This is a genomic window from Hahella sp. NBU794 (assembly GCF_050749805.1).
GTDB lineage: Bacteria > Pseudomonadota > Gammaproteobacteria > Pseudomonadales > Oleiphilaceae > Hahella.
Genome location: NZ_CP192738.1, coordinates 1,593,771 through 1,605,860 on the forward strand (window position 1 = coordinate 1,593,771; position 12,090 = coordinate 1,605,860).

Annotated in this window: 8 protein-coding genes; 4 read left to right on the forward strand and 4 right to left on the reverse strand. The window is 54.3% G+C overall.

The window, feature by feature from the left end; translation table 11 throughout:
* Positions 1–73: 73 nt before the first annotated feature.
* Positions 74–499 carry a transcriptional regulator SlyA gene (gene slyA, locus ACQYWX_RS07210; protein WP_216734923.1) on the forward strand — a complete coding sequence of 142 codons (426 nt, stop codon included), beginning with the start codon at positions 74–76 and terminating at the stop codon, positions 497–499.
* 76 nt (positions 500–575) lie between these two features.
* The gene (locus ACQYWX_RS07215; RefSeq protein WP_431688343.1) at positions 576–2,012 is read left to right on the forward strand and encodes a DHA2 family efflux MFS transporter permease subunit; all 1,437 of its coding nucleotides are present in this window, start codon (positions 576–578) and stop codon (positions 2,010–2,012) included.
* Between the two features lie 6 nt (positions 2,013–2,018).
* Here the strand turns inward: ACQYWX_RS07215 and ACQYWX_RS07220 are convergent, their stop codons facing one another.
* Positions 2,019–3,383: a 3-oxoacyl-ACP reductase gene (locus tag ACQYWX_RS07220; RefSeq protein ID WP_431688344.1), complete on the reverse strand. Its 1,365-nt coding sequence runs from the start codon at positions 3,381–3,383 to the stop codon at positions 2,019–2,021.
* Positions 3,384–3,560: 177 nt separating this feature from the next.
* On the opposite strand from ACQYWX_RS07220, the gene fabR reads away from it, so the two are divergent.
* The gene (fabR, locus tag ACQYWX_RS07225; RefSeq protein WP_216734920.1) at positions 3,561–4,277 is read left to right on the forward strand and encodes an HTH-type transcriptional repressor FabR; all 717 of its coding nucleotides are present in this window, start codon (positions 3,561–3,563) and stop codon (positions 4,275–4,277) included.
* 10 nt (positions 4,278–4,287) lie between these two features.
* Here fabR and ACQYWX_RS07230 read toward each other — a convergent pair whose 3' ends face one another.
* Both ACQYWX_RS07230 and ACQYWX_RS07235 read right to left on the reverse strand, forming a co-directional pair.
* Positions 4,288–4,704, reverse strand: coding sequence for a hypothetical protein (locus ACQYWX_RS07230; RefSeq protein WP_431688345.1), 417 nt, complete (start codon positions 4,702–4,704; stop codon positions 4,288–4,290).
* A gap of 150 nt (positions 4,705–4,854) precedes the next feature.
* On the reverse strand, positions 4,855–7,308 hold the full coding sequence (locus ACQYWX_RS07235; RefSeq protein WP_431688346.1) for an ATP-binding protein: 2,454 nt from the start codon (positions 7,306–7,308) through the stop codon (positions 4,855–4,857).
* Between the two features lie 1,022 nt (positions 7,309–8,330).
* Between ACQYWX_RS07235 and ACQYWX_RS07240 the strand changes: the two genes are divergently transcribed.
* Positions 8,331–8,888 (forward strand): RNA polymerase sigma factor, encoded by a 558-nt coding sequence (locus ACQYWX_RS07240; RefSeq protein ID WP_279503244.1) that lies wholly within the window; start codon positions 8,331–8,333, stop codon positions 8,886–8,888.
* 61 nt (positions 8,889–8,949) lie between these two features.
* On the opposite strand, the gene ACQYWX_RS07245 is transcribed toward ACQYWX_RS07240, so the two are convergent.
* Complete coding sequence (locus tag ACQYWX_RS07245) at positions 8,950–12,090, reverse strand: hypothetical protein (RefSeq protein ID WP_431688347.1); 3,141 nt, start codon at positions 12,088–12,090, stop codon at positions 8,950–8,952.

Genomic DNA, 12,090 nt, shown 5'->3' on the forward strand with positions numbered 1-12,090 from the left:
CTTATTAATCATTCTGTTTTACACTAATAGTTAGCTAGCTAATTAATTTGAATCCTCTAACAAGCGGAATATCATGAGCGAGTTATTTTCCTTCACATTGGCGCGTCTGAACCGACGCTGGCGCAAATTGCTGGATGATCGGCTCAGTGATTTGGGGCTGACTCAATCACGCTGGGTGACGCTGCTTTATCTGCAAAGGCTGGGCGGCGACCTGACTCAGAAGGAGCTGGCGAACGCTCTGTCCATTGAATCGCCGACACTGGTGCGGCTGCTGCACGGCCTGGAAGAGTCCGGTTTGGTGACCCGCACCGGGTGTGGGCAGGATGGACGGGCCAAGCGCATTCGCCTGACTCCTGCGGCGGAAGGCTATCTTGAAACGGTGAATGAACGCGCCGCCGCATTGCGGAGCGAGATGCTTGCCGGCGTTTCGCCGCAGGATCTCGAACTGTGCCTGCAGGTTTTTGCGCGGATAGAAAAGAATGCATCGGAAATAAACTGACTGACGCCTCGCCGATTGAATTACGCATCACTCACGTTTGCAAGGGGATTCCGAAGACTGATTACGGAGCATTTACATGTCTGATACGTTGTTGCAGGCTCTCTTTGATCGTCATGGACCCGCCTATCGCTGGCTGGCCATGCTCACTGTCATGATGGGGACGGTCTCCGCCGTATTGACGTCGACTATCGTCAATGTGGCCTTGCCGGACATCATGAACCACTTTTCCATAGGTCAGGGCGTCGCCCACTGGCTTTCCACCGGCTTTCTCGCCGCCATGACTACAACCATGCTGACCACCGCCTGGTTGACGCAACGCTTTGGACTGCGTCACGCGTTGGGTTTCGCCATGTTGCTGTTCGCGGGCGCTTCTGTGCTGGGCGGCTTGGGGCCGAATGCGGAGTCTGTGATCCTGGCGCGGGTTCTACAGGGAGCCGCCGCGGGTATGTTGCAGCCGATTGCGATGCATGTGTTGTTCAGGGTATTTCCCCGCAATGAGCGTGGACGCGCTATTGGCATATATGGCATGGGCGTGATTCTGGCTCCAGCCTTGGGGCCGGTGTTGGGCGGCGTCATCGTGGATCAGCTTGACTGGCGTTATATCTTCTTTGCGCCGTTGCCTATTACCATGGCGGGATTTCTGATGGCGCTACGCTATATGCCACACAGGGAGCCGGAGGTTGAGCAGCACGGCTTTGATTGGACCAGCTTCTTTTATCTCTGCCTGTTTATCGGGTGCGCGCTGGATGGATTGACCCGGTTGCAACACGGCCTGGTGCAACCCCTCTGGCAGTCTATGGGAGCCCTGTTGGCGGTGTCTTCGCTCATCTTGTTCGTACGACGGCAGCGACATAGTCGAAGCCCTCTGCTGGAGCTTGCGTTGTTGCGCGTCCCCAGCTTTCGCAGCGCATTTCTGGTGGCGTTAGGGCTGGGCATGGCCCTGTTCGGATCTACCTACATCATTCCTCTTTTTGTTCAGACTGCGTTGAACTATAGCGCGACGGAGGCGGGCATGATGATGGCTCCGGCCGGCATTGCGCTGGGCATACTGTTTCCCTTCAGCGGACGGGCGGCGGATAAAGGCGCGCCTCATCGGCTGGTGATCGCGGGGCTCGCTTTGTTTGCCGGGGCCAGTCTGCTATGGGTGTTTATCGGCCTTACGCCGTCGTTTTTCTATCTGGCTGCGCTGGTGTTGGTGGGACGCGTTGGACTGGCGTTGATGATGCCGGCGCTCAGCACCGGCGGTTTGGTGGAAGTCAGCGATGCGCAGCTGGGGCAGGCGTCGGGGATGATTAACTTCGCCAGACAATTTGGCGGCGCGATGGGCATCAATATCCTGGCGGTCATGCTGGAATGGGGAAGTGAAGCGGGCGATGGGCGTCACGTCGCATCCATGCTGAGCTACACCGAAGCCTTTGTTCTGCTGGGCGTTATCGCCATCGCGGCTTTGTGGCCGGCGGCGCGCATCGGAAAGACAGACGCCTCGGTGCAAGCCGCGCCGGAAAGCGCCTGAACAGGCCTAGGCGCCGATCAAGGCCTGCCCGCACACTCTTATGGTCGCGCCAGTGATTCCATAGGCTCCAGGCGTAGCGAGAAATGCGATCAGCGCCGCGACGTCCTCGGGTTGACCGCCTTGTGACAACGAGTTCAGGCGGCGACCGGCTTCCCGCATCATTAAGGGCATTTGCGCCGTCATATCGGTTTCAATAAAAGCGGGCGCGACGGCGTTTACTGTTACCCCTTTGGAGGCCAGCTGAGGCGCCAGCGCCGCCACGTAACCAATCAGCGCCGCTTTACTGGCCGCATAGTTGGTCTGCCCAAAATTGCCTGCGACGCCGCTGATAGATGACAGGCAGATAATGCGCCCCATACCCCGTAACGCTTTTGCGTTCAGCAGAGCGTCGTTGATGGCGACGACAGCCCGAAAATTAACATCCAGCACGCTGCGCCAAGTCTCTTCCGACATCTTCGCCAGGGTTTTGTCGCGAGTGATTCCGGCGTTGTGCACGATAATGTCGATTCCGCCATATTGCTCCAGAAAGTATTGCGCCAAGGTTTGCGGAGCATCCGGGACGGTAATGTCCATGGGCAGTGGAACGCCGTTAATATCAGCGGCGAAGCTTGTCAGGACCCTGCTGGCGGAAGGGATGTCCAGACACACCACCGTTGCGCCTTCCTCTGCGAGCCGGCGTGCGGTCGCCGCGCCGATGCCTCGGGACGCGCCTGTCACCAGGGCGACCTTGTTCTGCAGTGGTCGGTAGGGCGTTGACAGCGCCTGAGAAGACGGCGCTTTCACCGCGGCGCTAAGCCTGATCGCCTGACCGTCCACGTAAGCGCTAGTTGGGGAGCAGAAAAACGCGAGCGGCCCTGTCAGGCGATCTTCCTGACCAGGCTCCAGATAAAGCAAATTGGCGGTGGCCCCGCGCTTACCCAGCTCTTTGCCGAGAGAGCGGGTGAATCCTTCTACCGCTTTGGCGCATGCCGCCGCCATTGGGTCGTCCATTTGCTCGGGCGTTGACGCCAACAAAAGTGCACGTCCGTGTCGGGGAAATTGCGCCATCAGGGGATGGAAGAAACGGTATAGCGCATCCAGGTCCTCACTGCTGCGGCAGCCGGTGGCGTCGAATAGGGCGATGATCGGCGCTGCTTCAGTTGTCTGCATATCCTCGTATACTTGCGCGCCAAGTGCTTGTAGTCGGGCGCGTACGATATCCAGGGCTCCGCTTTCGGTGACGCCGCCGATCAGCGCAGTAGCGCCTTGCAGGGGACTGTCGGGGATCGCCTGCGTGGAGCGCTGAAGAGCAACCGGTGCGGGCAGTCCCAGTTTCTTTAGCAGTTTGTAAGCGCCTGGATGAGTGGCGAGCGTGAGCAGTAGATCGGACATGACGATTTCCTTTTTCGTAATGACGGAGTGGGCGACTCTTATTCTGCGTAGATTTAAAAGTGGTGGCGAAAACGCTCTTTTCTTCACAGAAAATCGGCGTACGGCGGCTAAAGCCTATATTCTTCGCCGCAACAAGGCTAGGATATAACTCCTTTTCATGTCAGTAAGGGCAGTGCATTGAATCAGGAGCAGAAACTTGAGTCTGTCGCGACCAGAACGCCACAGGGACGCAAGGCGGTTATCTCGCGGGAAGATGTAATTTCAGCTGCATTGAAGCTGGCCGGGCCGCATCGCAGCGTGTCCACGTTAAGTCTGCGTGAAGTCGCCCGGGAAGCGGGCATTGCGCCCAACAGTTTTTACCGGCATTTCAGAGATATTGATGAATTGGCGGTGGCGCTGATAGAACGCGCCGGAACCTCTCTCAGGAAAATCATTGGTGAAGCCCGCAATCGCGCGCGCTCGGACACCAGTGTGGTGCGCTCTTCCGTCGAAGCCTTTGTCGAGCAGCTGAGCGCCGATGAAAAGTTTCTGCATATCTTGCTTAGGGAAGGCAACGTCGGTTCCGACGCATTTAAATACGCGGTAGAACGCCAACTGTGCTTCTTTGAAGAAGAGCTTTGCGTAGATTTAGTGCGCCTCGCTAAATCCAAAGGCACGGGCATCATGCAACCGGAGCTGGTGTCCAAGGCGGTCACCCGGTTGGTGTTCGCGGTGGCCGCCACCGCACTGGATCTCCCTATCGAAAAGCATGCCGAGATCAGCGATCAACTGGAGCGTATGATCCGAATGATTATCGTTGGCTCGCAAGTCCTGGCGGAAATCGAACCGAACCCCGCCGTCGTCGCCACGGAATTGGCCAGCGTGAGGGCGTCTCTGGAGCGTCCTGAACTCTGAGTGGGGGCGCTTAATGCGCTTCCGCTGTCCTCAGTTCCAGCTTTAACCAATCCTGCCCATCTCGGCGTCCGTCGTCGATAGCGTTGAAATAGCGTTTGTAGAACGTCAGTAGTTTGTCCGGGGAGGGAACAGGGCCGCCGTCCTCATGCTCTATGCGCATCGCGGTGGTGATCAGTTTTCTGATGTCCGGCGCTTGTCTGCGAATAACCTCCAATAGCCACCTCATTTCCGCAAATGCGTTGCCAAGACCCTTGGGTCGTTGCAGGCGTCGATACAGAATGATCGTCAGCACGTCTTCTTCCTGGCGATAGGTTATTTCGGCATGTTGAAAACAGGCCGTTTCGCCAATAGGGCGGGTTCCAGGCAAGAGGGAATATGGGCGTGTAGGGATGCCCTCGCGGGCCAGTATATTCGAGAGCGGATACATATCGTCACCTTCGGCGGTTCAGGTTAACCCTGTTATTGTTGTTGGGTAACCGTTGCGCTACGAAGGTTGCGGCGATTAATTCGACGTCTCACTGATATGTGGTGCTGAGACGCAGTCAGGGGCGATTTTTATATTTATTAACTTATCTATCTACTTATTCATGCACGTCTGTGGGGCGAAGTTGGGCATATTGGGCCCTAATCCACCGTAGGGATTGAATCCCTCCTGTCTGATATCGCATTTGGGTGGGCAATGGTCGCTTTTCATGGCGGTTTTCATCGCGATTTTGCGGTATTCCTGGCTCGCCACCACATGGCCTTTGCTGAGCAGTATTTCGCTGTGCAGCTCGTACAGCCGGGCGCCCAGCTCATGCTGGTGATAACGCTCTGTCAGAATTTCCGCACAGTTCAGGGCGTGAAGAGCATCTTCAGTGCGACCGAGCTGATAATACATCTCCGCCAGTATGCGCCAATCGTGGCTGGCGTCGCGCTCATCCGAGCAGTGATCGATGGCGGACAGAATGGCTTTGACGCCTTTATCCGTCTCTCCCAGTGACTTCAGCGCCAACGCCAGCATGCGATAGGTCTTACATTTGCACTTGGTGTCCTGTAGAAACGGCTCTGCGAGCAGAAGCAGCTGTTTGGCCTGTTTGAAGTGCTGATCCTGAATCAGCCGCTCCGCCGCCGCCAACAATTCCGGCAATGCCTGATCGCTGCCTGATTTAGCGAGATGGATAGCGTACTGCACCGGGTCGCGATCACGAATCCACTCCGCCGCCATGGCGTGACGTTCGCGGCGAACCTGTTCCGGCATGGACTGGTAGACGGCTTCCCGCAACAGATTGTGAGTGAAGAACCAGCGTTCGCCATGGGGATGCAGAACACCCAGGCTAAGTAGCGTCGCGAAACGCTCCAGGGGGCCGTTCATCAGCTCTTCCAACTGCGGTTGCGTAAACCCATCCTGGCTGACGGAAATCAGCTCTAGCGCGCACTTGAGTCGGGCGGACAAGCGCTCGGTTTTGGCGGCGATAATATTGGTGATGCTAAAGGGCAATTCGTCGCCCAAATGCTCGTGATTGAGTAAATCGATTAAGAATGACGGATGCCCCTGCGCCTTTAAAACACAGTGCTCCCGCCACTCCTCGCTGGCTGCGCCATGGCCGTGCGCCAGCTCTCTCGCCTGAGGTTGCGTGAGAGGGAACAGCCGGATGGTTTTGACGTCATGCTGGTCGAAGCCGGCGATGAAATCTGTGTAGCTGCTGGTGATCAGCAAGAGCGGACAGTAAGGCGTCAGGTTCGCCAAAGCCTCTAGAGTGAGGCGCATGTCCTCGTCAAGCTGATGTATTTCTTCTATCACCACGATCAGCTCCCGTTGCCCCAGCAGCGCAATCAGCAGGGTCTCAAGGGCCTGTTGGCAACTCTTCTGGAACAGGTAAGGCGACATACTCGCCACCATCCAGTCGTTGGGATGCGGGTCGTTACGTTTGACTCCGAACAGATGATAGATGAACGGATACCAGTGGCTATCGATACAGAAGTTGACCAACAGGTTCAGCAGCTTGTTTTCGTCCACCTCTTGTAAGTTCGCCAACCGGCGGATCAACTCTGCGCCTGGATGCAGCTTGGACTTGTCATCACAGGTGTTGCGCAGAATGACGCGGCTGAGATTCTGTTTGGCGGCGTCTTCCACGAAGGCCAACGCCAAGTGGGTTTTGCCGATGCCCGCCACGCCGCTGATATTGCACCAGGCGCCTTCGCCCTCTGCTTTTAGCTGGGTCAGCAGGGACTGGAAATACGCCCGTTCCTGATCGCGACCGATGGTATGCAACACTGGCGGCGCGGATTCGGTCAGCGCATACCATGGTCCGGGCGCGTAGGCCGGATTGGATTTATAGACAAAGCTGTATTCCAGGCGACTGCAATGAAACAACTCGCTGTGCACCAGGACCACGCCGGACAATTGCTGCTTGGCGAAGCGCTCAATGCCAAGGCGTTCGCTCATCGGCAGGCGCGCCTGACAGTGCAGGGCGCCGTGATGGCTGAATTCGGCCTGGATGGGCTTCACCAACGCGACGATATCGGGATGGCGTCGGGCGATGGCGCGGATGACCCGCATCGCATAAGCGGTTGGCTTCTGGTGAGCGTTTGCGGCGCCCAGCAGTAGCACATGGAATGACGGTGAAGAATAGTGCACGGCGACGTCCAGCTCATCCATCATGGGAGCGAGACTTCTGAGGTCCAACTCGCCCGCCAGACATAACCCAAGCACTTTCCTGTGAATGGGAGTGGCTACTGGATCATTGCTCTCACGCTGAACTACCGCTGGCGCTTCTGTGGGGGAGGCGGGCGTCTCTGGCTCAGAGGCGTCCTCCGTCACGATCAGCTCTTCCACTGGCACGTTGTAGAAGCGTGACAGGTTATGAGCCGTGCGCAGCAATACATAGCGCTGCAATTCCGCCCGTTTCAGGGAAGAAACGGATACGTAAAGTCTCTGCTGTTGGCATTCGTCAGCGACCTGTTCCTGACTCAGTCCCAGGCCTTGTCTAAGCTCCAACAAGCGGTTTCGATGCAAACGGACCCTGCCGGGTCTGCAACTCTGGCGCATATTGTTATCCTTTACTACGTTGAGCGCTGACGACTGCTGTTCGGTCTCTCTCCGAATCACCTCAAACGCTTCCTGTTTTTGTGAGCTTGAAATTCCCATACATCATTGTTTTTCAGGGACTTTTATCCTGGCTTCCGAGCTTTTTATGAATACGCTTTCATTCGGAAGTTATCAGGGTAAGCGACACGAGAACAACAAAAACGTCATTGACTTTTCAGCTGTTCTCTTTCAATAAAAACTATCAATATTTTTCAGAGTTGCGCCTCGAAATGCGCCTGTATGAGGCGCTGATAACGCTTAGCTTTCCGCTATTTTTTTCTATCTGTTTTGCAGAAGGCGGAATGTGGCTGTTCCAGTGTAAAGCGACGCGAGTAATAGAGTTCCAGACATCAACGTCGCACAGAGATCGTATGAATGCGCTCCCTGTTATAGTTCGAAACAACAGACCTTCTTTGTGTAACGAAACCTAACAGTACATCAAGTTACTTAGGATACAAAAGGCGAAAAATACGTTTTTATACGAAGTCGGCCTTACATTCCGTTACAAAGCCATAGGATTATCCCTCAGAGAGATTATTTAAATGCTTAATTTGGCCTATGCAAATAGTCCACTGGTTAGGCCATTTAAGTCTATCGTACTAACCATTTATCTATACGGCCCAGAAACTTCGCGGGGTTTCACGTTACTTAAGAAATATATTAATAATATGGCGGTAATGTTTTTTCTTATTCAATTACAAAAAGTTAAAAGCATGCCGGTTTTAATTGAAGTTTGGTTTCGCCGATATGTTATCTAACTCTGACCGGCAGTCATTTATATCTTTGCGCGCGTATATCCGATTAAGTTCATTATGTCAGGTTCACTTTTTATTGATTAAATGAACCGTCAGTGTCAGATCGGTTCAGTTCAAGGGATCAGATGCATCTGCGTCGAATCTGACGCTTATCTGAAACTGGTTCAAAAGGCCGTGTGACCGACCATCGTTTCCATCAACCCCCCGTCAACAAAAGGAATGGGAACGATGGAAATAAAATACGATGAGACCAATCAGTTAGTTAGTCAGGCCAGAAGCGGTTGCCCGAATTCATTGGATATGCTTTTTCGTGAACAGCGTCCCAAATTGCACAGATTTATTCGCAACAGGGTATCGCGCCAGGAGGATATCGAAGATTTAGTGCAGGATACCTTCCTTTGGGCGCAGCAGGGGCTCAGCTCTTTTGAAGGGAAATCCCGCTTCTCCACCTGGATTTTGGGCATCGCCAATAACCTGATTCGCAATCACTACAACCGCTCTCCGGAGTACAAATATGACTTTGTTTCCGATGATGTGCTGGATCAGGCTCACAATGAATCCGACACGCCGGAGGCCAGTCTGCAGCAGGAGCATCGCATCAAGCAGCTGGAATACAGCATCCGCATGCTGCCGAAAGACGTGCAGCAGATTGTTGAGTGGGTGGCGATTGAAAACTATCCCTATCAACGCGTCGCAGATGAACTGGGCATTACTGTTCCCAGTGTGAAAAGCCGCTTGTTCCGGGCGCGCACGTCGCTGAAGGAGTCAGTCATGCCGCTGATGTAAGCGCTACGTCAAGGGCGCAGAGTGATCCTGCGATCATGGGCGCGGGATCACTCCGTAAGACTTAACTCAATTTCTTGACTGCTTTTTCATAATCTTTCTGCACGCCATCCTTGAAGTCGTAAAGGAACTGGCGGAATGCGCTCAAGGCTTCTTTTTTCAGGTCGTCCGCTGTCGCAGATGAGCTTTCCTGCGGTCCCTGAGCCATTTTTTCGCATGCGACAAAGAATTCATCCCGCGCCTTTTCGGCCTTTTCCATATGTTCTTTTAGCGCGTGAGGCTGACAGGTTGCAAATAGCTCATCCACCTGTTTTCGCACCTTGCTGGAGGGATTCGCCATATTGGTCAACATGGTGTCCATGTGTCCATCAAACTTTTTCGTGAGCTCTTCCCAGCCATCGCCCGTGCGAGGCGTTTCCGCTATAGTCTTACGGCTTACCAGGCCGTCAAACTGGGTTTTGAAGTAATTGAGGTTGTCTTTGCCAATGAACTCTTTGATGGGGCGTTCGTGGGTTGCGGCAACGCTGCCGCCTACCTCCAGCGTTACCGTGTCTGTAGGAATCGTCGCTTTACCGCCGACCTTCAGCTCGCCGCCGACCAGCACCCTCCCGAAACTCATGCCGCCGTCTTTCAGTTCAAAGTAGGCTGAAACTGTGGCGGCTCCAGAACCCGTCGCTGCGCCTGAAGCTGATTCCGCCGCGTTGGAAAGTATCTCCGTGACTTCCGCGTCTTCTAATCCTGGCGCCTTTTTACTGGCGAGCTCTTTGATTTTCTCAATAGCATCCGGGCTTACGCTGCCCTTGATGGTGATTTTTATGTCGTGAAAAGCGCCGTTGTAGTTGATATTTGCGTTATTGCGCATTTTACGACGGGTATGCTCAATGGTGGCTGTCGCAGTTGAGGCGATGTCCAGGGTGAGGGTGGTTTTGTGGCTTCTTTCCTTAGGCTGGCTGTACTCCAGTGCACGAATTTGCGCGAAGTCGTTTTTGCTGAACTTCATTTGCGGCGTTTCAAGGTGTTTGCTGATGGTTTCAAACGCCATGATGGCTTCCGGCGCCTCTTCACGCGCCTTCGCCAGCGTGGTTTCCGGCGGTTCCCCCGCTTCCTCTCGATAGGTTTTGACGAACTCGTTGAAAATATTGGCGTGGCGAACGGTCAAGCCTTCCACCAGAGACGCTCTGCCTTTTACGCCGACTTCTTTCTCCATCTCTCTTTTGATTGCGGATTCAAGATGCTTGGGGCCCATGCCAACTACTTTGCGCAGATTATGCTCTACGCGCCCGAAGCCTTTGGTCAACGTATCATGTGAGCGTGTGTTCCCTTCGTACTGCAGTAATTTGTCAAAGTTTTCCAGGGCCATATCTTTGAGCTGGTCGCGAACCAGATCGATGGCGGGCCGCTCCTCGGAGCTTGCAATAGAACTGGTTTCGCTGATGACGGAAGGGCTGCCCTGGCTGGCGGTGTAAAAGGATTCTCCGCTTACAACGGTTGGGCTGCGATTGACGATTACTTCGTTGTCGCTCAGCGCATCCATGGAGTTCAGCGACTCCGAGCTGGCTCTACCGGAAAGGCTGCCCGGGGAAGGGGGCTCTTGCATCGCCGTATGAAAGCTTTCTTCGGAGGCGGCGGAAGGGCTGCGATTCAGAGACCTTCCGAATAATTCGAGGTTTTCTGCAGTGAGAGGCAGAGCGTTGACCGGGTTTTGAGTATGAGTTTCTTCTGAGATTGTGGAAGCGTTTTCAATATGGGATATGTGCTCTTTAAGCGCGCCAAGTCGCTCAAAAAAGTCATCCTGGGCGCGATGTTCAAACTTTTCCGTACGGGATTTGAGTAGATCCTCGTCTTCCATCATCTTTTTGGTTAGCGAGGTCTCACCTTTGACGTGAATGTGAGTATGTTTGTGTTCATAACTGACTTTCACATCCGCGGCCTTGAATCCAAGCTTACCGAAGCCGCCGTAGGAAAGAGAATTGACTTTGTAAGCCGCAGAGGCGGGTATGCTGCGCGGTTCCGGCAGGGCTAGCTCGACTGATCCGTTACGCCAGTCTCGCAACTCGTCTAAATTGGACGCGCCTTCGCCGTGAGCTCTCAGGAAGTCCTGCAATTTCAGCTTCATTTGATCGCTTTGAGTGAGAATATCGCTATCGCTGGCCACGGCTTTCTTGAGCGCTTTGGCTGACTTCGCCGCCCCAGGAGAACTCAGAGTGAGATCCAGCACGCTGTTAGTGAAGTGATCGACAAAGTCGCTGACGTTATCGAACCCTCTGCCTGAGGTGCGGGACAGATTGACTGTCGCCCCGACGGATGGACCCGCCTCAATGATTGGCAGCTTGATTTCAAATCCGAACTTGCCTGCATCGGTTCTCTCCCGCAGCACGCCAAGCGCTTGTGAGGTTTGCGCTGTCTCTTTGTGACTGAGGTTGACTGTTGCTTTGAGCGGCGTGTGCAGAATATTCACGCCCAGATCCATTTCCACCGCCAGATTGTTGCTTGCGCCGGAATTGTTGAGGTATTTCAGTTTATCCAGCACCTCTTCTTTTATTTTTTCGCGCTCCTGCTGGACGATGCGGTTGGCGACATGTTTGGCGAGAGGCTTGGTGACTTCGGCGGTTTCTACGCTGAACCTGGAGGGTATGAGCTGGTTGACCTCCTTTAACGCGAAGTTCATCTGGTTCAACGCTTCCAGGTGATCCGTGGCGGTCTGGATTTCCCGGGGAGGGTTGAACTTCTCGTTAAAGACCCTGAGTTGCGACTCATCAAGCTTACTGGTCAAGATGTCCTGTAACGCTTGCGTGAGTTTGCCGATTTCTTTGGGCGTGGAGAGATCCAGGCCTGGGTCCGGCGTTTTACCCATGAATTCTTGCAGATTAAGCTTTTCGAAAAGGTTCTTAACAATGGCTTCATTGCCGGCGGAGGACTTTGGTTGCTCCAGTACTTCTGCGAGATTTTTTCGCTCCAGGTCCTGAATGATAATTTCGCTATAGCGTTCTATTTTGGTCTGCGGGTAGCCGGTCAGGTTTAGGTCATGATTTTCCGCCCAGGCCTTGAATTTCTCCGGCGTCGTTAGCGTCGGCGCAGATTCGGGAGACGCGGGGCGGATGCTGTTTTCCCCGAGCCGTCCTGGGACAGAGTGAGTATTTTGCGATGATATCTGCTCAGGTACGACATTCTGGGGGACGGATGCGGAGGGACGGTTGACTTCCAT

Bases quoted from the DNA above. Each gene is read 5' to 3' on its own strand.
- slyA (WP_216734923.1), top strand. From the start codon at position 74: ATGAGCGAGTTATTTTCCTTCACATTGGCGCGTCTGAACCGACGCTGG.
- ACQYWX_RS07240 (WP_279503244.1), top strand. From the start codon at position 8,331: ATGGAAATAAAATACGATGAGACCAATCAGTTAGTTAGTCAGGCCAGA.
- ACQYWX_RS07220 (WP_431688344.1), bottom strand. From the start codon at position 3,383: ATGTCCGATCTACTGCTCACGCTCGCCACTCATCCAGGCGCTTACAAA.
- ACQYWX_RS07230 (WP_431688345.1), bottom strand. From the start codon at position 4,704: ATGTATCCGCTCTCGAATATACTGGCCCGCGAGGGCATCCCTACACGC.
- ACQYWX_RS07235 (WP_431688346.1), bottom strand. From the start codon at position 7,308: ATGCGCCAGAGTTGCAGACCCGGCAGGGTCCGTTTGCATCGAAACCGC.
- ACQYWX_RS07245 (WP_431688347.1), bottom strand. From the start codon at position 12,090: ATGGAAGTCAACCGTCCCTCCGCATCCGTCCCCCAGAATGTCGTACCT.
- ACQYWX_RS07215 (WP_431688343.1), top strand. From the start codon at position 576: ATGTCTGATACGTTGTTGCAGGCTCTCTTTGATCGTCATGGACCCGCC.